Source organism: Algoriphagus jejuensis (assembly GCF_039523455.1).
In the GTDB taxonomy this organism is placed as follows: Bacteria; Bacteroidota; Bacteroidia; order Cytophagales; family Cyclobacteriaceae; genus Algoriphagus; species Algoriphagus jejuensis.
In genome coordinates this window covers 581,842-604,876 of sequence record NZ_BAAAFI010000002.1, presented here as the reverse complement: position 1 = coordinate 604,876, position 23,035 = coordinate 581,842, and the positions used below count along the sequence as shown (strand labels likewise).

Annotated in this window: 16 protein-coding genes; 7 read left to right on the top strand and 9 right to left on the bottom strand. The window is 47.3% G+C overall.

The window, feature by feature from the left end:
* Positions 1 to 240: 240 nt before the first annotated feature.
* The gene (locus tag ABD031_RS03530) at positions 241 to 714 is read left to right on the top strand and encodes a YcxB family protein (RefSeq protein ID WP_343848441.1); all 474 of its coding nucleotides are present in this window, start codon (positions 241 to 243) and stop codon (positions 712 to 714) included.
* Between the two features lie 168 nt (positions 715 to 882).
* Here the strand turns inward: ABD031_RS03530 and ABD031_RS03525 are convergent, their stop codons facing one another.
* Positions 883 to 3,807, bottom strand: a complete 2,925-nt coding sequence (locus ABD031_RS03525) for a S9 family peptidase (protein WP_343848439.1) — start codon at positions 3,805 to 3,807, stop codon at positions 883 to 885.
* Between the two features lie 229 nt (positions 3,808 to 4,036).
* On the opposite strand from ABD031_RS03525, the gene ABD031_RS03520 reads away from it, so the two are divergent.
* On the top strand, positions 4,037 to 4,957 hold the full coding sequence (locus ABD031_RS03520) for a TolB-like translocation protein (RefSeq protein WP_343848438.1): 921 nt from the start codon (positions 4,037 to 4,039) through the stop codon (positions 4,955 to 4,957).
* 364 nt (positions 4,958 to 5,321) lie between these two features.
* Here the strand turns inward: ABD031_RS03520 and ABD031_RS03515 are convergent, their stop codons facing one another.
* The 5 genes from ABD031_RS03515 to ABD031_RS03495 all read right to left on the bottom strand — a co-directional run bounded on the left by ABD031_RS03515 (position 5,322) and on the right by ABD031_RS03495 (position 12,899).
* The gene (locus ABD031_RS03515; protein ID WP_343848436.1) at positions 5,322 to 6,398 is read right to left on the bottom strand and encodes a toll/interleukin-1 receptor domain-containing protein; all 1,077 of its coding nucleotides are present in this window, start codon (positions 6,396 to 6,398) and stop codon (positions 5,322 to 5,324) included.
* Between the two features lie 462 nt (positions 6,399 to 6,860).
* A complete protein-coding gene (locus ABD031_RS03510; protein ID WP_343848434.1) occupies positions 6,861 to 7,667 on the bottom strand; it encodes a hypothetical protein in 807 nt (268 codons plus the stop codon).
* A gap of 296 nt (positions 7,668 to 7,963) precedes the next feature.
* Positions 7,964 to 9,670, bottom strand: coding sequence for an amidohydrolase (locus ABD031_RS03505; protein ID WP_343848432.1), 1,707 nt, complete (start codon positions 9,668 to 9,670; stop codon positions 7,964 to 7,966).
* 177 nt (positions 9,671 to 9,847) lie between these two features.
* Positions 9,848 to 10,672 carry a glycerophosphodiester phosphodiesterase gene (locus tag ABD031_RS03500; protein WP_343848431.1) on the bottom strand — a complete coding sequence of 275 codons (825 nt, stop codon included), beginning with the start codon at positions 10,670 to 10,672 and terminating at the stop codon, positions 9,848 to 9,850.
* 145 nt (positions 10,673 to 10,817) lie between these two features.
* Positions 10,818 to 12,899: a T9SS type A sorting domain-containing protein gene (locus ABD031_RS03495; protein ID WP_343848429.1), complete on the bottom strand. Its 2,082-nt coding sequence runs from the start codon at positions 12,897 to 12,899 to the stop codon at positions 10,818 to 10,820.
* 92 nt (positions 12,900 to 12,991) lie between these two features.
* Here ABD031_RS03495 and ABD031_RS03490 point away from each other — a divergent pair, with 92 nt between their 5' ends.
* Positions 12,992 to 14,287 carry a UDP-N-acetylmuramoyl-tripeptide--D-alanyl-D-alanine ligase gene (locus ABD031_RS03490; protein WP_343848427.1) on the top strand — a complete coding sequence of 432 codons (1,296 nt, stop codon included), beginning with the start codon at positions 12,992 to 12,994 and terminating at the stop codon, positions 14,285 to 14,287.
* Here the strand turns inward: ABD031_RS03490 and ABD031_RS03485 are convergent.
* Both ABD031_RS03485 and ABD031_RS03480 read right to left on the bottom strand, forming a co-directional pair.
* Positions 14,280 to 14,699: a PIN domain-containing protein gene (locus tag ABD031_RS03485; protein WP_343848425.1), complete on the bottom strand. Its 420-nt coding sequence runs from the start codon at positions 14,697 to 14,699 to the stop codon at positions 14,280 to 14,282. The genes ABD031_RS03490 and ABD031_RS03485 overlap by 8 nt on opposite strands.
* A complete protein-coding gene (locus ABD031_RS03480; RefSeq protein WP_343848424.1) occupies positions 14,689 to 15,057 on the bottom strand; it encodes a DUF6364 family protein in 369 nt (122 codons plus the stop codon). The genes ABD031_RS03485 and ABD031_RS03480 overlap by 11 nt, the downstream gene beginning before the upstream one ends.
* A 59-nt stretch (positions 15,058 to 15,116) precedes the next feature.
* On the opposite strand from ABD031_RS03480, the gene ABD031_RS03475 reads away from it, so the two are divergent.
* Entirely contained in the window at positions 15,117 to 15,794 is a 678-nt protein-coding gene (locus tag ABD031_RS03475; protein ID WP_343848422.1) for a DUF2461 domain-containing protein, read from the top strand.
* A gap of 50 nt (positions 15,795 to 15,844) precedes the next feature.
* On the opposite strand, the gene ABD031_RS03470 is transcribed toward ABD031_RS03475, so the two are convergent.
* A complete protein-coding gene (locus tag ABD031_RS03470) occupies positions 15,845 to 16,075 on the bottom strand; it encodes an AtpZ/AtpI family protein (RefSeq protein ID WP_343848420.1) in 231 nt (76 codons plus the stop codon).
* Positions 16,076 to 16,208: 133 nt separating this feature from the next.
* On the opposite strand from ABD031_RS03470, the gene porW reads away from it, so the two are divergent.
* The 3 genes from porW to uvrC all read left to right on the top strand — a co-directional run bounded on the left by porW (position 16,209) and on the right by uvrC (position 23,015).
* A complete protein-coding gene (gene porW, locus ABD031_RS03465) occupies positions 16,209 to 18,830 on the top strand; it encodes a type IX secretion system periplasmic lipoprotein PorW/SprE (protein WP_343848418.1) in 2,622 nt (873 codons plus the stop codon).
* Positions 18,831 to 18,836: 6 nt separating this feature from the next.
* Positions 18,837 to 21,140: a penicillin-binding protein 1A gene (locus ABD031_RS03460; RefSeq protein WP_343848416.1), complete on the top strand. Its 2,304-nt coding sequence runs from the start codon at positions 18,837 to 18,839 to the stop codon at positions 21,138 to 21,140.
* Between the two features lie 69 nt (positions 21,141 to 21,209).
* On the top strand, positions 21,210 to 23,015 hold the full coding sequence (gene uvrC, locus ABD031_RS03455; RefSeq protein WP_343848415.1) for an excinuclease ABC subunit UvrC: 1,806 nt from the start codon (positions 21,210 to 21,212) through the stop codon (positions 23,013 to 23,015).
* The last annotated feature ends 20 nt before the right edge of the window (positions 23,016 to 23,035 follow it).

Below are 23,035 nucleotides of genomic sequence, written 5' to 3'. Positions count from 1 at the left end.
GGCTAAAAATTTTTTGAGATAAGATAATCGAATGGAGATTGTAAATCAATGGAATAAACCATTTGTTTTCATTTCCCCACAGAATTTATAATTGGTATATACGCTTCTTTGGCAGTGACAGCCAAAAACAACCTGAAGATTGCGCTTTTGCAGACTTCCATTGAAACAGAATTAATGATTTTTTTCGACTTGCTTAATCAATCGGATAGGTGGATATTTGCCCTCGCTAATTCCATACCGATGATTATTAAAACGAAAAAATACCAGCTTGAGACTGGAACTTACATAAAAATGGGGCTTAAATCCATCCTAAAAGAACAGTGGTGGGTGATTCTGATTGCGCTTGCAATCTGCTGCGGATACTTTTGGATCGCATCCATCTGGTGGATTATCGGTGCGGTGATCGCCTATGCGCTCTACGTACTTTTTTGGACTATCCAGTTTACAGGCGTGACTCAAATGGAGCAGAACAAAGCGATCTTCCAAAAGATGGCCTACGAGATCGACAGCCGACAGATCCTCATGAAGCTCAACGCCCGTGAAGGAATGCCGGTGCAGTGGAACATGATCAAAAAGGTAGAGCAGACCAAAGACGCTTTCGTCCTCTACATGTCTAAGGCACAGTTTATTCACTTGCCCTACCGCATCTTCAACACCGACAACGAGAAGCGGTTTTTTGAAACAATCCTAAAGCGCAAGGAGTTGATGAAGTAAATGTGATGCTGATGACTTCGTAGACTATACGAAGTCATTATTCAAAAATTGGCTTTTTTGCTCATAAAAATGCCCCCATAAAGTGACTGACTTTTTGGGGGCATATCTTTTTTCCGGTGGATTTCTTGTTACCTAAGGTATCTCACCTTTGCTACTTCATTTATCAACTCAGAAAGCCCTTTCCTCCAAATGCTCGCCTAGCTCTATCCTCGGCACACCCTTGGTCATCCAGTCGGGTGCGGCTTCACCTTTGAGATGGTGGTCAAAAAACTCCATCATGCGCACGGCATAGTCTTTTCGATTTTCGGTCTTGCCCAATCCGTGGTTTTCACCAAGATACTGCACCATGATCACCGGCTTTTTGAGGCGGCGAAGCGCATTGTAGTATTCCACGCCTTGGGTGAAGTCTACCGCGCCGTCTTTGTCATTGTGCAGCAGCAACAGCGGAGTCTTGACGTTTTTCACATGATAAATCGGGCTGTTCCGCTCATAGGCTTCCCAGTTTTCCCATGGCCCTCCACGGAATCTACCCTGAGAAGCCTCGAAGATGGACATGTTTCCACCTCCGGAGTTCCAATAGATCAGATCGTACATGGAGATCATGTTGGTGAGTGGTGCACCGGCAGCGGCGGCCTTGAAGCGGTCGGTCTGGGTGATCAGGAAGGAAGTCTGATAGCCACCCCAGCTGTGTCCGTGGATGCCCATATTCGCCTCGTCGATGACGCCGGTCTTGATGGCCGCATCCACTGCTGGAAGGACTGCCCAGACGGCAGACATACCGGGATCGTCCATCTTATAGACGATATCCGGGATCAGGACTGCGTAGCCATTGCTGGTGTAAAGGCTCGGGTTCCAGCCCGTGCCGCTGTAGCCCGGATTGCTAAAGTTATGCAGGGTCTGCGAAAGCTTTTCGTAGTAGTAGATGACCGTCGGGTACTTTTGTCCCTCCACATAGTTGGCTGGGAGGAAAAGTGCCGCCTGAAGCGAGTCGCCTTTGGCAGTTACATAGTCCACGAGCTGCACGCCGGATGACCAGGCAAACTTGCCCGCGTCAGGAGCATTTTCGGTAACCTTCTTTCCGTTGGCCAGTGTCGCATCGGTGAGATAGACTTGGGTTGGCTCGTTGAATTTCTCCTTGGTGTAGGTGAAAACTTCCGCTTTCTCCGCCTTACCGAGGCCAGAGATCATCGCATCTTCCCAAAGCAATGTTTTTGCCCCCGGAGTCAAGCCGCCTTTCTTGGCCGGCGCAAGAGTTGCGATCCCGCTTTTCTTGGTGTTTTCGCCATAGACGCGGATATAGTTCGTTTTGCTCAGGTCAATTCCTTTTTCTTCCCGATCAAGGATAAATCGGTACTGGTATCGAATCTTTTCGGCTCTCCCGTTTTGGGTCAGATTGACCGCGGTTTCTTTTCCACCCATGGGAATCTGCCAGATGTCCCAGTCATCGCGAAGGAGCACGTACTTGCTGTCGCTGCTCCAGCCGAGCGGGCTGACCAAGGGATCGGTGACGTTGTGGTCGTCTTCCACGTCAACGAAGGTCACCGGCAGGTTTTCCGTGATATTGCGGTGGGTCTTGGCTACGATATCGTAGATGTAAAAGTGGCCGTCCTTGCCATAGATAAGCTTCGTGCCATCTGTTGAAGGACGCGGGTAGGAGCCAAATGAAGGCTGATAGAAGTTCTCAAAAAGCTGAGTTTTGACTCCGCTCTTCAGATCGACGATATAAAGGTCACGGTAGGATTGTCCGTCCAGATTGCCTTGGAGTTCGTAGCTCTGATTGTCCGAACCCAGCGCATAGAGTTGCTTCGGAAGGATGCTGAGATCCTTCATGCTGCTGTCCTGGAGTGCGATGTGTTTCTTGGCCGCCACGTCGTACATCGCCCAAAAGCTGTAGTTTTTGTCCATGTTTTCCAGCACTTGCTGACGGGACTGAAGTCTGCTGTCGTTCCAGTGCCAGATCGTCATCTCCGGCTTCTTGGCGTCATTTTTCTTCGAATCAGCCTTCTTTGCGGTGTCGGCTTTCGCGATCGCCTTTTGCAGGTCGGAGATCGACTTGATCGTGGTGTCGGCTAGGATCAAGGAGAGTTTTTCTGAATCAGCCGCGGCCAGAGAGTCCTTGTTTACTTCCTTTTTCGGAGTTTCTTTTTCTGCCAAAACCAAGGGGTGGATGCCGTAGAAAAGTCTGGTCAAGTCCTCGCTCCATTCAGGCTTGCGGTTGGGGCTGATGGTGTACTTTTGATCAAAACCAGTCGAATCCTTAGCCGCTTCGTAGAGCGTCACCTGTGGACTGGAGAGGCTTTTCACCCCCAAAACTGAACCACGTTCCTGCTTGTACTTCTTGTCCTTTTTCATCTTGAGCGCGGCAAAGGCATCGCCCTTTTCCGTCCAGTTGATGCTCTGGTATCCGGCTTCGTCGGAGTCCAACACTTGCGTGGAGTTGTTGGCCAGGGTCAGGAGGTAAAGGCCATTGCCCTGTGAATTGGCGGCATCGACGGTGTAGGCGAGGTGGGTTCCGGCCTTGTTGACGGAGTGCTCGCGGACATTGCCAAGGTTTTGGGACTTGCCGGAAGTCAGGTGATGGATCAGCAGATCGGAGCCTTTGATGTCGGCATTGCCTTCCTTGGGCAGGTTGATGATCAGGTGGGTGGAAGCCTCGGCATTGAAGCTGAAGCCGCCCGCGTTTTCAAAGGTCTTTTTGTCGTCCGTTCCCAACTTGATCAGGTGGACTTTTTCCTTCAGTGGCTTGCCTTTAGCCTTTTCGTTGGCCTGCTTTTCGGAGAACTTTGGAGACTCCTTGAAGGCCAGCCATTGGCTGTTGTCGCTAAACTCAAAGTTGGGGAAGTTGGTATTGCCGATGGGGAAGGACTTTTTGCTGTCTGGATCGGCGACTTTCTGGAGGATGAGTTCGCCGTCCGCTTCCAGACCGATGATTCCGTAGGCGATCCATTGGCCATCGGGGGAAAGCTTAAAGGCACTTCCGGGCATGTATTTCCAGGCGGCGACGTCCTTCCAGGTCATGGGTTTGGTCTCCTGCGCTTGCGCAAAAGTGACAGTCAGGCAAATCAGCCAGACTAGAAGTACAAGTTTTTTCATGGGATAAAGTTTATTGGAAAAGGGAAATTAAAAGTTTTTTGGAGCAACACGTTGAAAAAGTACGTCATCGGTATTTTTTAAATGCAATCAAGTTGCTTTTAACGACGAATTTGCATTCATTGACTATGCTTTAAATAGAACCAAGATGGCAGCCAGCAAACCGTGTTTTTTTTGCCTTTTAGGATTGCTCCTTTTTTCCTGTCGGGAAAAATACCCCTTCCCCGTCGGGATGTTCCCCAATAACCAAGCGATCAACCTGGTTGAATTGAATTCGGAATTTGACGAGATGAATTCCGACTACAATCCCCCTTCCTTGACTTTGGATCTGAATTTTATCTTTTCGTCCAATGCTGAAAATATGGGGGCTGACTTTGATCTGGAACCAAGATCCTTGGTTTTCACGTGGGACAAAGAGCTCGGGAGGTTTTCCTATGCGGCTAGCAAAAACTACCCAGAATCGCAGGTGACGATCAATCGACTTTTGGAAGTCAATTCAGAATGCAATGAACGCGGGCCCTATTCCTTTGGAGGCCGCCTGTTCTTTTCCCAGGACTGTGCGGGAACCGCCCGTATTTTCGGAAGCAGCTTTAGAGATGGCGAATCGTTCAATGAAGTCGTAGCGGATATCACCCCTCTCCAGCTTTTTCGGGAAAATGTCAATGAAATGTATCCCAGTTTTTTTGGGCATAGCTATCGGGAAGTGGAAGGGATAGGTCGTCAAGTAACGGCCGAGAAATTTTTGTTTAGTGCTGACATAGACGGCCGCTTCGATATCTACGAGATCGCGCTTCGCTCTGATTTGGATCCGCTGGAATTCTTGACTAGTGGCATGACTAAATCCATCAATAAGCTAGCTATCAACACTCCTTCAAACGATCACATGCCTTTTGTCTACGGGGATTTGTTGGTTTTCTCCTCGGATCGGCCAGGAGGACTTGGGGGCTATGACCTATACTACTCCCTGAAGACCGCCGACGGATGGGACGAGCCGGTGAATTTCGGGCCTAAGATCAACTCGGAGTTTAACGAGTTTCGTCCTGTGGTTTCCGATGCGGTCGATTTCAGCAATCGCGTCATGATTTTTTCCTCCAACCGTCCCGGAGGCTTGGGAGGTTTTGATCTGTACTTTGTGGGGATTGAGAAGTTTTGAAGGAGTACGGAAAAAATAGGGTTGCCGATCTCGAAAAGTTGAAAACCAATTGCAAATTGGCAAGGATATTAGGGTGGAATTGCAAATTCCACCCAGCCACTAATTGGACTACAATGGGTCAGAGTAGAATCTACTCCTAGCGGGGGATTTTTCGAAGCGGGCGTTGAAAAAGTGTACCGTCGGTGATTTTGAGATGCAATGGCCTTTTTAGCCTTTACTTATACCTAAAAGATTTTTCATTTCACGCCTTAAAATTGACGCTAACATTCTGGCTAAACTGCGTTTCAATGCAGTTTAGGTTTTGATTATCGGTTGATTTTCATGTTTTACATTTTAGATTACTTCACTATTTACTTAAAGAATTTTATTCTTTGTATTTACTAACTAGAATAGACCAAAATGGATTCGTACGTTCAAGATATTCATGTTGTGTTTTTTTTGGGATCTCTTGACATCCGTTGGCTCGAAACTGCGAAGGTGGGTCTCCATCACCAGTACTTGAAAAATCTTTAACAATTTGGCCGCAACATGGGAATTTAAAAATCTCAGCATAACCTTCAATCGCACCTGTTGATTGAACATAAACGGCAGTGTCAGGATGCCAGCGATTCTCAAGATTTAAAAGTGATCTAATAATTTCAATTTCAGTCTGCATCTCGTTCGCCACACCTCTATGGTCAGAGAGTGGCTGAGATTCTCTAATGGAGAGTTCTTTCTTTAGGAATGGTTGCATTATCCTAATTAGTTCTAAATACCTAGCTTTCTCAACTGAACTTATAGAATTTCGCTCTACTTCTTTGTCTCGACTAGCTGAAAGAAAGTCTAAAATAACTGTTGAAATTTCGGGAACTGATCGAGGACGCGAAACTGCCCATGCTTCAGCTTGATACAGCTCTTCTCCCCTTAAAAGGAGATCGTTTGGATATTCTTGATCAAGCCAACGTTTAGCGATCGCTGTAATTCTAACTCCGGTTCGTAACCATTCAACATCTGTTTCAATTGCCCTGACCAACTCTATGACTGTTTCGTCAAAAGGATGATTATGTTCGTCAGAAAAATCTATTTTAATGTTATAAGCTGAAAGTCTAGGTGGTACTTTATTAAAGTCAATAGGTTTCAATAAGAGCGGGATAACTCGCTTGCCAAGCGTTTGTGCAAGAGCAATTTCTTCACCACAAACTTTTGAATATGCTGAATCAGGTGAAATTACAAATATGATTACAGCTGCTTCAGAAATCATTTCTTCTAGCCTTTTCCACCATTCATCTTCTGCTGAAATGCCAGTTGTTACGAAATCTGGATCTGAATCGGACTGATCAAAATCAGTAAGAATACCGAGTTCATTTAGTTGCTTAGCCAATAGCATAACAAAGCCGATATCTTTTCGAGAGTAAGATAGAAATACTCTAGTTTGAGGCACATCGTTTTGTAAAGTTGACATATTTTAACAGCTATAAATGATTAGGTGTGCAGATGAAATAACAATAATTGTTTCCTCTTCTAGGCGTAGTATTTTCTCAGTATCTACGAAGTGAAATTGGGTGCTGGGTGAAGTTTGCAACTTCAGCATCATATCCTTTCCAATTTTAAATTGGTCCCTTTTTATATTGCCTTGTATCATAAGCAAATTGCAAATTTGTATTTATAGATAGTACCTACACCTGGTCCAAATCAACTTTCATCTACACCCCGAGGGGCTTACGCATTTTAGTGTTTTCTGATCTTATGCTTAAAAACTTCTTTCATAGCGTAGTTTAAATTTGACGTTAACAGTTCGGGTATCAATGAAGGTCGGGGATTTATGTTCTTTAGTCAACCTATTTCGGAAAGTGAATTTATGAAGAAAGTTGAGTTTATATTCTTCAGTCTGCCTTTCACAAACATCTAATGTTAGCGTTCGGGCTTAACGTCTATAAAGTTTTTTTAATGATAAAATTTGTTCTTTAAATTCATTGATCAGTTTTTCGTTTTCTACCGATTTATGTTTGTCAATGAGGCCAACAATAGAATCAATTCTTTGATCCTGTTTTAAGTTTGATTGCTCTGTCTTTTTTTGAAAACCGCCCGCAACTTCCTGCGTGAAAACAAATAAGCTATTTAGGATATCAAGGAAAGGAATTAGTTTTTTAAAAGATTCTTCAATATCCAATTCCGTCATCATTTTATAGACCTTCATAGGTTCTTTGTCGTAATGCACAGACAAATTTCTTTGCATTTCTAAAAGTTCAAAATTTACACTCAAATAGTTATTGAATTTTTGTGTTAACGTTTTGTATTGCTGTCTATACTCGGGCAAATGTGTATTTATGATTTGTCCAACTTCCTTTACCCAAAAAGATTCATTTCTGTTTTTTAAATTCTTTTCTCCTTTTTTGTTTGTATCAAAATGGTATAATTTCTTATATCCTTCATTTATAACAACAATCATTTGACGAGAAGCATTTATTGCTTCGTATTGATATTTTCCACGCAGGTATGTTAATGTCGCTGCACACAAATCAAGGTATATAATTCCAACAATAATTCTAAAATTCAACAAGTTTTTTAGTCCTTCAAAAGGGCTTGAAATTTTTTGCTCGTTAAGAAATTTCTCAAAAGCCTCGAGTCTGCTGAATAGATTTACAAGATTATCTAGTTCTGAAGAACGTTCATTTAGCCTTGTTTCAACATTATTTAAAAGGTTGCTTTTTGTATCTGATGTTATTAACATTGTCAATATGGTTGGTTTTCTGGCCAGAAAACTAACAAGTTTATTCAATAAATTGCAGGTATTTTCCTGTCTAACTTGTCCAAAAAGCTGCGAATCTGGCTAAAGCCCTTGGTGGTGATATGTTTTTTTTCGATCGATCTCAGTCGGTTCCAGTACTAGTTTGAGTTTGGTCGAAGCACTCAACTTCACCGAATTGATTGCTTGACATCGAAAGGCCACGAATTATTTCCTCCTAAGAATATAAGTTTGGCGCGAGTTTTCAAAATTCCCACCCTTCTGTTTTTATCCCTCAGACTTTACGGCATGCGGTAAACAATCTTCCCTCCCATCACGGTCATCGCTACTTTTGCATTCAGGATATCTGCCTCTGGTACTTCCATGATGTTTTTGTCAAAGACGGTAAAGTCAGCAGCTTTCCCCACCTCGATGGAGCCTTTGAAATCTTCTTCGAATTCCGCAAAAGCACCATCCAAGGTGTAGGACTTTAGCGCCTGCTCGCGGGTCATCTTTTGGTCGCCCTCATAGCCGCCTTCAGGCAAGCCTTGCAGGGTTTTACGGGTGACGGAAGCGTAAAAAGAAGGGATAGGGTCGACAGGCTCCACTGGAGCATCGGTTCCGTTGGTCACAACCGCGCCAGATTGGATAAGCTTTTGCCAGACATAGGCCCCGTCTATGATTCGTTTTTCTCCCAGTCTGTCAATCGCCCAAGGACGATCCGAGCTCAGGTGAATCGCCTGCATGGCCGCGATCACGCCCAGTTGCCCAAATCTCGGAATGTCATCGGGATGGATGTGCTGGGCGTGCTCGATGCGAAATCGGAGATTTTTGGCATCCGGATTTTTGGCGAAAGCGGCTTCGTAGCGATCCAAGATCTCCTGATTGGCGCGGTCGCCGATGGCATGGGAGCAAACCTGAAAACCTGCGGGAATGGCCTTTTCGGAAACCTCGGTGACCACGGACATGGGAAGCGTCTCATGGCCGCGATGGCCGGGGCGGTCGGAGTAGTCGTCCAAAAGCCAGGCTCCCCGAGAACCCAAGGCCCCGTCACAGTTGAGTTTGATGGATCGGACGGTCAGCAGGTGATCTGCGGTGTCGATCATCGGGCCTTTTTTATACCAGGCCTCCAAAAGCTCCGGCTCCCTGCCGGTGAGCATCACGTATTGGCGGACGGTGAGCTTGCCTTCGTCTTTAAACTTCTGAATCAGGTCGATGGTGGCTTGATTGGCACCGGCATCATGGAAGCTGGTGATCCCCTTTTCGTTGAGCTCTTTCAGTGCCAAAGTGAGTGCTTCTGCAGCGCGCTCGGGCGTTTCTTCCGGAATCAATCTGGAAACCAAGCCCGAGGCTCTTTCGGCAAGGATGCCGGTTGGGTTGCCGAGTGGGTCAAGGATGATCTCGCCGCCTTCGACTTCCTTGGGTCGTTCGCCGGCGAGATTGCTGATACCGGCAAGCTCCAAGGCTTTTTCATTCACAAAAGAAGCATGACCGGAGGCGTGGGCTAGGTAGACGGGATTGTTCGGCGTGGCCGCACTCAGTGCCTCATGGGTAGGGAAGCCTTGGACGGTTTTCTCGGGCATCTCGATCCACTTGTCCTGATGCCAGCCGCGACCGGTGATCCAGTCGCCCGGTTTGGCTTTGGCAGCTGCATCGGCCACTTTCTCTACCAGCTCGTCATAGGTTTTGACATACATCAGGTCAATTTCCAGCTTGTTGTAGCCAATGCCCATGAGGTGGGCATGCGATTCGATCAGACCGGGCGTCATGGTCTTGCCTTGCAGGTCGATGACTTCAGTGGCTTTGCCGACGTAGTTTTGGATTTCTTCGGAGGTGCCCAGGGCCAGGATCATTCCGTCTTTGACGGCGACAGCCTGCACCTCGGGGTTTTGATCATCCACCGTGTAGATGATCCCATTGGTGAATACTTTGTCGGCGGGATTCTCTGGACCTGAGGAACAAGAAAAAAGGAACAATCCGAGGATTGAGAGTAAATAGAGATGCTTCATGGATTTATATTTCTAAAGCTAAACTAAAGGATTTGTGGCAGAGCGACAACACCGGCCCTGTAATCCGAGGAGGAGCGATTTTTGACCAAAACCTATCCTTTCACCTTGGCCACCCTTCGAAACAAAACTTAGATCCAGGAGAAGAACTCGACAGGCCCCTTCCAGTCAGTCGTAAATCTATTGGTGTTGGACGGGCTTCAATCCCAAAGCCTCCGCAGACTCCATGAATCCCACGATATCGTTGACTAGAGGGAAGTCTATTCCATCGTCGAGCATTTGCTGGATCTCAGCAAGGGAGTTGGCTTTGAAATAATTCGTCTTGACTCCTGCCTGTTTCAGGCTCTGGAGCTGTTCGCTCGTATAGCGATCCATGCCATCTCTCAATTGGATAAAATCGGTCTTGGCCCGCGCGGTCATCTCTACATATTCCGCGGTCGAGTCGCCACGATCCATGTTACAAACCAGAATTTCGGGCACCAATTTTTTGGCTTTTTCCGCGGAAGCTAGACTGCAAGCCAGAAAGGCCTGATGCACACGGTTTTGCTTTTTTACCAATTTGGCCACCATCGTGGAGAGCTCGCCTTCATCTTTTAGATGGATGTTTAGCCAGATGTTGTAGGGCATGATATCGAGTACCTCTTCCAAAGTAGGAACTTTTACCCCTTGAAACTCCGGCGACATCCAGCTTCCGGCATCCATTTTTCTGATGTCAGCAAACGCCATTTCGGCTATTTCCCCCGTTCCATCCGTAGTTCGGTCGACGGTTTGGTCATGCATGACCACCATCTGTTGATCTTTCGTCAGCCATACATCCAACTCGATCATGTGTGCGCCAGCCGAGATAGCAGCCTCAAAGGCAGGGATCGTATTTTCCGGGTGGGTGGCCATCGCCCCACGATGGGCGCAAAGCCCTCGAAGAGGAAGAGCTGGGGTAGTATTTTGTGAAAAAGCATCGCCTAAAGACGTCAAAAGGCAAAGCAGTAAAAAGGCATAAAACTTCATTCAGCAAAATTTAAACATTCAGAGCAGGAAACGACCCATGCCTCCGGGCTAAAGAAATAAAGCTTGACTTCCCGTCCAAAGGTGCTCGGGTTAATATTACGGTGTTTTTATGGCAAGTCAATCTTGGGAAAGCAATGGCTGAGACTCATTGGATGACAATCTTCTTGGTAGCGGTATGTCCCTTTTCGGACTCCAATTGAAGGATGTAAAGACCTGGATTGAGGACTTGCGACTGAATCTCCACGATCCGGTTAGCCGGGATTTCGAGATTCTGCAGGATGACTTGCCCCAATGCAGAGACGAGGCGACCGCGGGAGGCTTGGTTGGTGATGACCGAAAAAGGCCCTGAGCTGGGATTGGGATAAATCTTGATCTGGAATTCTGCATCATCAGTTTGCTCCGAGTCAGATTTGAGGTAATAGATCCCCCCTCCACGGCTTCCTAGGATCAGGTCATGCTCCGTGCCGATAGCTGCGGGAACGACGCTCATCCAAGTGTTTCGGCCTAAGCGGAAAGGGAGTTCTTGGCTGCCGATCTTGACCAATACTTCCTCCCGCGTGTCGGAGTTCATAAAGTCCCGAATGAGGAAAACCCTTCCGGTTTGATCCACCGAATATAGGTTGGGAGCATCCCCCGAAGTCGGGGCGATGGCCAGGTTTCGGTTGGCGGGATTGTCTTGGAAACCGAGGAAATTGGTTGCTTTTTGCGTCACAGCCAAAGTGCTGAAATCCACCTCGTACCAGGTCAAACTCCCATTTTGGGCAGCGACGAGGACTTGGTCTTTTCCCCCGTAGGAGAAAAAAGCCAACTGATCACCCACACGCAGGCTCAGCCCAGCAAGTGAAAATGCCTCAAAATTCGTCCCCTGAATTCGATAGATGACCTGGGCCGGAACTCCGTTGGTAGTTTGGACACCATTCGCCAACCTGAAATTCACCCCATTCCTACTTGTATAATCAATGAGTTGAATATCGAGGAGGTCTAGGGTCGAAAGCCCAAGAAAGTCCTCTTCCAAAACCTCAAAGCTGTCTCCCGAAAAGCCCAGTCGGCTGGCCTGACTGAGCACGTCGGAGCCGATTTTTCGGTTGGATGTAAGCCAAAGCTCCCCAGAAAGGGAATTGCCCATGAATGCGGGCCTTGTATTTTCCCCCAAGTCGAAGAGCTGATCTTGGAGAATCGGGCTTGATCCTCCCCCGTCCTCCGAGAGCCGGACGAGCGACTTTGCGAAGTCGATCCCAAAGTTTGAAGAGGCCTCATTTGTATTGAGACTGATCACCAACTCTCCGTCGAGGTATTGTCCGACATGGAAGCGTGGGAAATTGGGTAAAGCCCCGTACCCCGGCAATTGGGTCGAAAACTCGGTAAATAGCGGCTGATCGGAAGTGCCAATGTTAGGCAGGAAATAGAGCGTATTGCACTCGTCGCGTCCTAGCAGCAGGTCCGGGATCCCGTCATCGGAAAAGTCTCGATATAGGATGCTGTGCCCACCGGCGTGCAGGATTCGGTCGTTTTCGTCAGGAGTCAGTCTAAAGTCTATCGGCCGCCCATCACAGCGCTGGCCAAAAGCAACTGAGCCGCATCCGCAAAAGACAAAATCACCCCAAAAGTCTACCGGAAACGCAAATCCATCGATGTCGGGACTGCCTTTTCGCTCCATGGATGTATTGCGGAAAAACTCCAGAAAATCGCCCTGGGCAAAGTTGAACAGCACCAAGTCAAGATCTCCGTCACCATCCAAGTCCTGGATCAGCGGAGTGTCCAAGTTGTTTGCGGGGATGTTGTTTGCACCGTCGAGCTTGAGGAAACTTTGGGCGACAGACCAGGAGATTTGGCTGCCTTGGGAGGTATTCCGGTAGGCTTTGATGCCTAGCGGGGTTGAGGTAAAGAGGTCTTTTTTTCCATCCAAATCAAAATCTGCCAAGACCAAAAAGCCGCTGATGTCGGCCGGGAAATAATAGGCCAGTTCGGGCAGAAGGCTGAAGCTCTCGCCGTCTTTGGCAAAGACCTGCAGCTGCCCCGCGTTGATGTCCCAAGTCACCCATTCCTCCTTGCCATCTCCGATCAGGTCGATAGTCTGGATCTGCGTCGAGTTGATTCCTTGGGAAAAAGGAATGGGGACAGCAGTTCCGTCGACTTGGATCGATTTTCCCGGATTCAGCTCAAAAACCGTCTGGGAAAAGGCTTGGGAAAAGATCAGCAGAAAAATTAAGGTAAAGCTTTTTGACATGGGTGGGCGATAGCAAACACCAAAATAAAACGAAACAAGCGTCTCAAAGATGTAGATCATTGCTTTATTTTGGGTACAAATTTTCCCCGAAAATGAATTTGGATATCCTTTACCAACTCTTTCTCAAAAGCACCGGTGTAAGCACCGACACGCGCAAGATCCATCCCGGAAACTTATTTTTTGCACTGAAGGGGCCAAATTTCAATGCCAATGACTTTGCAGCCAAGGCCTTGGAGATGGGCGCTTCGGCAGTGGTGATCGATGAAGCGGCGTATTTTGTGGAGGACGATGAGCGCTATTTTATCTGCGAGGATGTGTTGACCACCTTGCAAAAGCTGGCCAACCACCATCGGCGCCAACTGGATATTCCCGTGATCGGACTTACCGGTTCCAATGGAAAGACGACCTCCAAGGAGCTGCTGAACGCGGTTTTGAAGCAAAAATTCAAGACCGTCGCGACAGTCGGAAATCTGAATAACCACATCGGCGTTCCGTTGACTTTGCTTTCGATAGGAAAAGATGCAGAGATGGCAATCGTCGAGATGGGCGCCAACAAGCCTGGAGACATCAAGGAGCTCTGCGACATCGCCGAGCCGACGCACGGATTCATCACCAATATTGGCCGAGCGCATCTGGAAGGAATGGGCGGTCCGGAGGGAGTCTTGCGGACCAAGACCGAATTGTTCCAATTCCTGCGCGAGACAGGCGGTACGGTCTTTATCAATTCCCAAGATCCGATTCTGTCCAATCTGGCGAAGCGCTTTGAGAAGCCGGTGCTATATCCAGCCAAAGGAGACTTTTGCGAGGTGGAATTTGTCGAAGCGAATCCATTTGTGAAATTCCGCGCTGAAGGCGTGGACGGGGAGCAGATGAGCTCGCTGATCGGTGCATATAATTTTGGAAACATCGCCAATGCCCTGACGATTGGGAAGTTTTTCGGAGTTCCAATGGAGAAAGCGGTCCATGCTATTGTCGACTACAAGCCAGCAAATATGCGTTCCCAGCTGGTGGAGAAGCGCAGTAACCTGATCATCCTCGACGCCTACAATGCCAACCCTTCCAGCATGGAGGTGGCAATCCGGACCTTTGGGCAGATGACGGGGAGAAAACACAAGATGGTTATCCTGGGCGATATGTTTGAGCTGGGAGATCATGCAGAGGCCGAGCATCGCAGGCTGGGCGAGATCGTCAGTGAATATCCGATAGACAAGGTTTGTTTTACGGGAAAGCTGATCGTGCCAGCACTGGAGAAAGCGCCGAAAGCCTTGTATTTCCCCGATCCATTTTCATTGAGAAATTGGCTGGAAGACAGCAAGCTCGAAGACTATCTGATCTTGGTAAAGGGCAGCCGTGGGATGAGGCTGGAAAATTTGGTAGATTTTATCTGAAAAGGGCCAAGAAGGATTCCGGAGTGTAAATTGCCAGCTGAGATTTGCGGTAATCGGCCGTGTTTCGGGTGATAATTCCTTCGATTTGCGGTTCCTGCAAGGCTGCGAAGTATTGGACGGCATCCTCGAAATCAGGAAAACCACTTTTCATTGCGGAAAAGATTTCTTTTTCGCTGACGGGAAGAATTTTAACAAGACCTGTCAACTCTTCCAACAGATGTAAGCTTTCTTCTTTGCCGACTGCCTTCGTACACATGTAGTGCACGTTGGCAATTGCCAAGGACGACACAAAAACTTTGACCCGCATGTTGAAGGACAGTTCGAAAATTTGTTTGGCACCATTATTAAATGGTACTCTTTTCAACAAAAAGTCTAAAATAATATCAGAGTCTAAAAAATAACTAGAAGCCATATTTTTCCATCAAGGCTTTAGTAAGTTCTTCTTTGTAATCAAAATCTTCGCCTTCCTTTTTCAATATCCCTTCAAAACGGAGGAAGCTTTCGGGAAGAGGTTTTAGATCCTTTTTTTGTAAAGGCTCCTGATCGATCATGGAAAGATGCTTAAAATAATTTTCCACCAAAGAGGAAAGGCTTTGGCCCTGCCTCGCAGCAAACTCTTTGGCCTTTTCTATCACATCTTTTTCGAGAGTAAGTGTTAATTTCGTGTTCATTGCACGTGTGGGTTTTTCATTTTCAACACGTGTAAAATAGAGAAAAAGTTCAACATGGCGATCAGTTTTGTCGCTGTTTGCAATAGGATCTAAACTCACGGCGATTTTATGGAGTTAGATAGATTCATTGATTTCCCATTCATAACTCTTAATTTTCTATGCGCCCCTACCTGTCTTTTTTAACCGCCCTCACCGAGAATAACTCCAAAGAATGGATGGATGCCAACAAGAAGTGGTATCTGGAAACCCGCGAGACACTACTAGAGGACGTGGGGCTGATGCTAAAGCAGATCACCGAACTGGAGCCGGAGCTTGCAGCCTTCAAGCCCAAGGATTGTGTCTTTCGACAAAACCGCGATATCCGCTTCTCGGCCAACAAAGACCCCTATAAGACTAATTTCGGAGTCTATTTTGCTCCGGGAGGGAAGAAATCACCCGGCCCCGGATACTATGTGCAGATCCAGCCGGGCAATTCATTCGTCGGGGGTGGTATCTGGATGCCGGATTCTGACACGCTGAAGAAAATCCGAAAAGAGATCGACTACAGCGGCGCGGAACTGGAAAGGATCGAAAACGACCCTGAGTTCAAGCAATTGTTTCCAAAGATTGAGGCTGAAAAGCTCAAGACCAGCCCGAGGGACTACGAGATCGATCACCCTTATATCGAATACCTCAAGCTCAAGAGCTTTACCGTATCCCACCCGATCTCCGACAAAGCGATTGATTCAGGTGTTTTTATCCAATTCGCCTTGGATGGTTTTAGACGAATGAAGCCCTTCAATGACTTTTTGAGCCGGGCCATCGAGGAGGTGGAGGATGGCTCAGGGATTTTGTAACAAAGTCAGATAGACGTGAAATCAAGAATGGACTACAAGTGCGCTTGACACTACCTGTCCCGCTTCATCGACAACCAGAGTTGATAGAATGCCACAAAGACCGAGAGGAAACAAAACAACAAAATCCAGAGCGGGAATTTCATATCGGACCGTTGCTGGAGCCAATAGCCCATATAGGTCCCCGCCCCGATGATCCCAAAGAGCTGAAACGAAAGTCCAATGTACTTGACATACACAGGAGGTCCGTCTCCCTCCTTCTTTTTATCTTTGCCGTCTTGCATAAAAGTGAATTTATCTAAAATACGTTGCAATCAGTATTCCAAAATCTGCGCCTATGAAAGGTTTGGGGATTTTTAGCGTTCAGTAAGTAAGGTAAAAAGCCTATTTTGGTACTGAAATTGGGTGCATTCTGATATGAGAAGATTTTCCGGTATGGCAGTGGTTGTGTTTATTTTTATGGGAGCATGCTCCTCTGAGCGCAATACGTTCACCAACAGGACTTTCCACAACATGACCGCTCATTTCAACGCCTACTACCTGGCAGATGTCAAGATTAAAGCGGTAGAAAATGAGGTTCGGGCAAATTACAAGGAGGATTTCACCCAGATTTTGCCGGTGTTTATTCCGATAGATTCTTTAACAATCGAGTCAAATAAAGCGACCCTGGATTCAGCCAGAGAGCTCTCATCAAAGGCAATCGACTGGCACCGGATCTCCAAGTGGGTAGATGATAGTTATTTCCTCCTTGGCAAGATCGACTATCTACAAGGCCAACAGGACGATGCCCTAAATGCCTTCAAGTACGTCAACAGTATGGGCAAGGACAAGGACTTGCGGCACCGAGCGCTGATCAGCCTGCTGCGATTGTATGTGGACAAGCGAGAGTACGAAAACGCCAACTTCACCATTGACTACCTTTCGAAGGAAACCGAAATAAACGATGAAAATCGATTTGCACTATTCAAAACACTGGCCTACTACTACGAAACAAGAGCTGATCAAAACGGAGTAATAGGAGCACTGGATCGCGCAGCGCCCTACGCTCCTGACAAAAAAGAAGAATCCCGGATTAATTTCATCTTGGCGCAAAACTACCAGCGTGCCGGATTGGATGCCATGGCTCATGACTTCTACAGAAGATCCCTGGATGGCAATCCTCCCTACGAACAGAGCTTTTTTGCCACACTTTATGCCCAGCAAGTCGCTGAGCTGAACGCGACCAAGGATCTCAAAAGAGTTCGAAACTACTACGATGACCTCTACAAGGATCCCAAAAACAAAGATCTCAAAGATGTGGTGGTATACGAAAAGGCGCTTTTTGAGCAAAAACAAGGAGATACGCCTCTCACCGTTGATTTACTCCATCAAGCTGCCAAAGAACCGGGAAGTAACCCTCGGCTGAAAGGCTATATTTACCAAAAGTTGGCACAGATCAATTTTGAAGAGTTCAAGGACTTTCGTGCTACCAAGTACTATCTGGACAGTGCGCTGACTTTCATCAAAGAGGAAGATCCAGTCGCAACCGAAATTCAAGAACAGAAAACAACACTTGATCAATACGTCTTCCACGTGGAGCGAATTCAGGCGAATGACAGCCTGGTGGTGATCGCCGCTCTGAGCCCAGAGGAACAGCTCGCCCTCGCCGAGGAGTTTATCGAGCGAGAAGCAGAGCGTCTCGTAGCTGAGGCCAGAGCAAAAGAGCAACCTAAAAATTCCAATATTTTCAACAATCTTTTGGCCTTCAGCGGCAAAGACCCCGGTGCCAGTTTCTACTTTGACAACGGAGTAGCGATGCAACAGGGAGCAATCGAATTTAACCGCGTATGGGGCAATAGACCACTACAGGACAATTGGCGCAGAAGGGCGGCCACTTTCCAGACGTCCACACAACAAGAACTCCCATCCACCTCGCCAGACTCGTTGTCCACAGCTGAAAACCCCATCCTCGCTGACCTCCCTACCCTGGAAAGTCTAGTGAGTAAAATCCCAAATACTCCCGGGCAAATCGCCCAGTTAAACGCGGAGTTGGAGGAGTCGTATTTCGAACTCGGAAAGCTGCTTTACTTTGACCTTGAGGAAATTGAACCGAGCATCGAAAACCTTGAAACCCTCATTCAAAAATACCCCAACACAATCCGAAAACCGGAAGCATACTATCTCTTATACCTGAGTCAAAAAGAATCCGGAGGAAATTACGAACAATATGTCGGCCGACTAAACCGGGAATTTCCTGATTCCCAGTACACTTATTCCGTTAATAACCCTGACGCGGCCTCAGGCAATCTTGCTGCTCTGGCCTCTTCGCGTGGATACGAGGAAGCCTACAAATCCTACTACGAAGGGGCCTATCCTCAAGCCCGTCAGATCGTAAAGTCGACTTTGGAAGCCTATCCCCTCACCAAAAATACTGAAAAACTGCTACTGCTCGACATTATGGTGACCGGCAAGCTCGAAAGTCGTTTTAGATTCAAGTCCCGACTGGAATCCTACATCGAGAATACGAAAGATCCTGAGCTGGTCAGTTTGGCAAGGAATATGCTCAGACCGATGCTGAGCAGCGAAGAGCTGGCCGCCTTAGCACCAAAAGACAGCGTCGCAGTGGACTCTACCCAGCTTCAGGCCAGTCCCGAAGTAGCAAATGAGGAGAAAGTAGTTCCAGCAGACTCGCCCTTTAAGTTGAACGAATCCCAAACCCATATCTTTGTGGTTGCGCTCAGCAGATCGGATGCGGACGCGGCCAAAAACCTACTCAGTGACCTCGAAAATTTCCATGCCGCCAACTATCCCAATGCTCGTCTTCGCACCGGCAACATGAATATGAACGCTGAAAACGCCATTTATATCATCAGTCCATTTGCCAACGCGGAAAAAGCAAAAGAATATTACCTGAAGTTTTCAGAAGAATTCGAATCTGAGGGAATGCCGGAGACCGCAAAGTCCGGAGCGTTCTTCATCTCTATTGAAAACTTTCAGACGCTAAACAAGTCCAAAAACCTGGAAGAATACCGAACCTTCTTCCGAACCATATATCAGTAACATCCTATGTCAAAACCTGACAAATCCACAGTTCCCAATTGGACTGGTAAAACAATAAAGTACCTCTGGATAGCATTCGTCGGAGGAGTGATCTTCTTCATTCTGTTTGTCTGGATGGTTAGTGCCAATTTTCTCGGGCTGTTTGGATCCCTTCCTGACTTCAAAGCTCTTGAAAATCCAGAGAGTGAATTGGCCTCAGAGCTCTATTCCGCGGATGGGTTTCTTTTGGGCACGTATGCCAGGGAAAACCGCAGTCCGGTTAATTACGAAGACCTTTCCCCCAACCTCGTGCAGGCCCTGATCGCAACAGAGGATGTTCGGTTTGAGGATCACTCCGGTATCGACATGACCGCGATGCTGCGCGTATTTGTCAAGTCAATCCTACTTGGACAAAGTGCCGGCGGGGGATCAACACTTAGCCAGCAGACAGCCAAAAACCTATTTAAAACCCGAACGGACGCATCTCAGGGAGTGCTCAGCTCCATCCCCGGGCTCCGGATGCTCATTATCAAAACCAAGGAATGGATCGTAGCCACGCAGTTGGAAAAGGCTTACACAAAAAATGAGATCCTGACTTTATACCTAAATACTTCTGAATTTGGCTCCAATGCCTACGGGATTAAGACTGCAGCGGGAACTTTTTTCAATAAACTCCCTTCCGAACTTGCGATACAGGAGGCCGCTGTTTTAGTCGGCCTTTTCAAAGCTCCAACCTACTACAGCCCGGTTTTCAATCCGGAAAACTCCCTGAGGCGACGAAATACCGTTCTGTCTCAAATGGAGAAAAACGGCATGTTGACGGAATCCGAATATGATTCGATATCCCAACTTCCGATCGAACTCGACTACCGCGTCAGAAATCAAAACCACGGATTGGCGACCTATTTCAGAGAAATCGTCAAAGCCGATCTGATCCGGTGGACCAAGGAAAATCTGAAGTCCGACGGCTCCGCCTATGATCTTTTCGGAGACGGATTGAAAATCTACGTCACCATCGACAGCCGGATGCAACGTTATGCCGAGGAAGCTGTCCATGAACACATGACTGATTTGCAAAAGTTGTTTTTCAAAGAAATGGGAGCCCGTGATCCTTGGATTGACGAAAGCATGAAGGTCATCCCGAACTTCATCGAAAATGCCGTGAAAAGAACCGAAGCCTACCGGCTTCTGAAAGTCCGCTATGGTGATGACACCGACTCCATCAACCTCAAGCTAAATGAAAAAAAGAAGATGCGAATCTTCTCTTGGCAGGGAGAAATCGATACGCTAATGAGTACGATGGATTCAATGAAGTATTATAAAAAATTCCTCCAGACTGGATTCATGAGCATGGATCCTCATACCGGACACATCAAAGCTTGGGTGGGAGGCATCGATCACAAATACTTCAAATTTGACCACGTGAAACAAGGTAAGCGCCAGCCGGGGTCTACCTTCAAGCCATTTGTCTATGCCGCCGCGATCGAAAACGGCTACAGTCCATGCTACTCTGTGGTTGATCAGCCAGTAGAAGTTTACATTCCTGGCCAACCCGCGTGGAGCCCTGCCAACGCAGACGGCAAATTTTCATATGAAAAAATGACGATCCGAAAAGCAATGGCCCAATCCGTCAACTCGGTCACAGCCTATATGATGAAAAAGCTCAGCCCAAAGATTGTCATCGAAACGGCGAGGAGGCTTGGAGTTACAAGCGACTTGGAAGAGGTTCCGTCCTTGGCTTTGGGAGTAAATGACGTTTCAGTCTTTGAGATGGCCGGGGCCTTTGGCACATTTGTAAACAAGGGAGAACACACGACACCCTACTATATCGACCGTATCGAGGACAAAAACGGGAACGTCATCCAGCAATTTACTCCTCGTAAAAAACCCGCGATGAGCGAAGAACACGCCTACCTCATGCTGTACATGCTTCGAGGTGGATTTGAGGAAGAAGATGGGACCAGCCAGGGTGTGCCGTGGACTCTCCGTGAAGGCAACGAACTAGGTGGCAAGACGGGCACTACCCAGAATGCATCTGACGGCTGGTACATGGGCCTAAGTAAGGATTTGGTTTCCGCTACTTGGGTGGGCGGTGACGACCGAGCTATTCACTTCAGAAGTTGGGTTCAAGGTCAGGGTGGACGAACCGCCCGGCCCATCTGGGTCAAATACATGTCCAAGGTCTATGCAGACAAGAGCCTAGGCTACACCAAAGGCCCATTCCCCAGGCCCGAGCGCCCGCTTAGTATTGAGATCGATTGCGACCTTTACGAACAGGACAGCCAGCGATTTGCGGATTTTGACTATGATGCCAAAAAGAACGATTTTTAAATTCACCATTTGATCCCCCTCCAAAGAAAACAGCCTGATACACGGGCTGTTTTTTTTTAATTTTAAGCCATGCAGTCCTCGTCTTTTTCCCCCGAAGATCACCTCCTCCTCCCCGACCATCCGGGAGTCTATAAATATTATAATGATGCGAATGAGCTGATCTATGTCGGCAAAGCCAAAAGCCTCAAAAAACGAGTCAGTAGCTACTTTAACAAGAACGCCGGGGTAAATCAAAAGACGCGTCGAATGGTGAAGGAAATTCAGCTCATCGAAATCACCCTGGTCAATAGTGAACTGGATGCGCTGCTCTTAGAAAACAACCTGATCAAAAAGGTCCAGCCCAAGTACAACATCCTATTGAGGGACGACAAGACCTATCCTTATCTTCTGATCACCAAAGAGCATTTCCCACGCATCTTCCAAACTCGGAAGATGATTCCCAAAAGAGGAACCTATTTCGGACCGTTTGCCAGCGTTAAGGCGATGAACAACGTACTCGACCTGATCCGAGAGCTGTTCACGATCCGTACCTGCAAGCTCGACTTGACACCCTACAAAGTCGACGAGGGCAAATACAAGGTATGCCTGGAATATCACATCGGCAATTGCCAAGGGCCATGCGTGGGACACCAGCGGGAGCATGCCTATCTCAAAGATCTGGAGCAGGCCAAGCATATTCTGAAAGGGAACCTTGGAATCGCCAAAACCTATTTCAAGCAGGAAATGCAGACTTTTGCTGAAAACCTGGAATTTGAGAAGGCACAAAAGATGAAGGAAAAGCTTGACCTCCTGGAGAAATACCAAGCGAAGTCCCTTATCACCAGCCCGAGCATACAAAACCTTGACGTCTGCACCTTGGTTTCGGACGAAAAATATGCCTATGTCAACTACATGCGTGTCAAAAACGGCGCGATGATAACTTCCAAAAACGTCGAGCTAAAAAAGCGTCTCGATGAAAGTGACGAAGACCTGTTGATCACGGCCCTGATACGTCTCCAAGATCAATTCCAATCCGATGCCGGGGAGGTTCTGATCAATATCGAACCGGAAAACCCCATCGAGGGACTTAATCTGATCGTGCCTAAGATTGGAGACAAAAAGAAGCTCATTGAACTTTCGCTCAAAAATGCCCTCTACTACAAAAAGGAAAAAGCACTCCTCCAAGGTCTCAATCAAGACAAAAAGGAACGTGTCATCCGTCAACTTCAACAGGATCTAAGCCTTCCGGATATTCCTGATCATATCGAATGCTTTGACAACTCAAACATTCAAGGGACTAGCCCGGTGGCGAGCATGGTGTGTTTTCTCGGTGGAAAACCTTCCGTGAAGGAATACCGACACTACCACATCAAAACTGTGGAGGGTCCGAATGATTTCGCAAGCATGAAGGAAATCGTCGCCCGACGATACAAGCGACTGTTGGAAGAAGGGAAGCCCTTTCCGAAGCTGGTAGTAATTGACGGTGGGAAGGGTCAGCTTTCTTCTGCCGTGGAAGCCCTGCAGGAAATAGGCGTATATGGCAAAATGCCAATCATAGGTATTGCTAAAAGACTGGAGGAAATCTACTTCCCCGGAGATTCCTATCCCATTCACATTGACAAAAAATCAGAAAGTCTCAAACTCCTCCAGCGAATCCGGGATGAGGCGCACCGGTTTGCCATCACCTTTCACCGGAAAGTCAGAAGTAAAAATGCTTTCGGAACGCAACTGACCGACATCCCTGGAATCGGAGCAAATACGGCCGACAAACTTCTGAAACATTTCAAGTCAGTCAAAAAAGTGAAACAAGCGACCGAGGCAGAACTAACTGAAGTAATCGGCAGCAGCAGAGCGAAGGCGCTCTTAGAATGGATTGAAAAAGAAAAAGGGGCCTGAGCCCCTTTTTTTAATAGGTG

What these genes read in the sequence shown, in the direction of transcription:
- porW (WP_343848418.1), top strand. Translation starts at nt 16,209, where the DNA reads ATGAGAAGATTTTCCGGTATGGCAGTGGTTGTGTTTATTTTTATGGGA.
- ABD031_RS03515 (WP_343848436.1), bottom strand. Translation starts at nt 6,398, where the DNA reads ATGTCAACTTTACAAAACGATGTGCCTCAAACTAGAGTATTTCTATCT.
- ABD031_RS03505 (WP_343848432.1), bottom strand. Translation starts at nt 9,670, where the DNA reads ATGAAGCATCTCTATTTACTCTCAATCCTCGGATTGTTCCTTTTTTCT.
- ABD031_RS03470 (WP_343848420.1), bottom strand. Translation starts at nt 16,075, where the DNA reads ATGCAAGACGGCAAAGATAAAAAGAAGGAGGGAGACGGACCTCCTGTG.
- ABD031_RS03485 (WP_343848425.1), bottom strand. Translation starts at nt 14,699, where the DNA reads ATGGCTTCTAGTTATTTTTTAGACTCTGATATTATTTTAGACTTTTTG.
- ABD031_RS03490 (WP_343848427.1), top strand. Translation starts at nt 12,992, where the DNA reads ATGAATTTGGATATCCTTTACCAACTCTTTCTCAAAAGCACCGGTGTA.
- uvrC (WP_343848415.1), top strand. Translation starts at nt 21,210, where the DNA reads ATGCAGTCCTCGTCTTTTTCCCCCGAAGATCACCTCCTCCTCCCCGAC.
- ABD031_RS03530 (WP_343848441.1), top strand. Translation starts at nt 241, where the DNA reads ATGATTATTAAAACGAAAAAATACCAGCTTGAGACTGGAACTTACATA.
- ABD031_RS03520 (WP_343848438.1), top strand. Translation starts at nt 4,037, where the DNA reads ATGTTCCCCAATAACCAAGCGATCAACCTGGTTGAATTGAATTCGGAA.
- ABD031_RS03525 (WP_343848439.1), bottom strand. Translation starts at nt 3,807, where the DNA reads ATGAAAAAACTTGTACTTCTAGTCTGGCTGATTTGCCTGACTGTCACT.
- ABD031_RS03510 (WP_343848434.1), bottom strand. Translation starts at nt 7,667, where the DNA reads ATGTTAATAACATCAGATACAAAAAGCAACCTTTTAAATAATGTTGAA.
- ABD031_RS03475 (WP_343848422.1), top strand. Translation starts at nt 15,117, where the DNA reads ATGCGCCCCTACCTGTCTTTTTTAACCGCCCTCACCGAGAATAACTCC.
- ABD031_RS03500 (WP_343848431.1), bottom strand. Translation starts at nt 10,672, where the DNA reads ATGAAGTTTTATGCCTTTTTACTGCTTTGCCTTTTGACGTCTTTAGGC.
- ABD031_RS03460 (WP_343848416.1), top strand. Translation starts at nt 18,837, where the DNA reads ATGTCAAAACCTGACAAATCCACAGTTCCCAATTGGACTGGTAAAACA.
- ABD031_RS03495 (WP_343848429.1), bottom strand. Translation starts at nt 12,899, where the DNA reads ATGTCAAAAAGCTTTACCTTAATTTTTCTGCTGATCTTTTCCCAAGCC.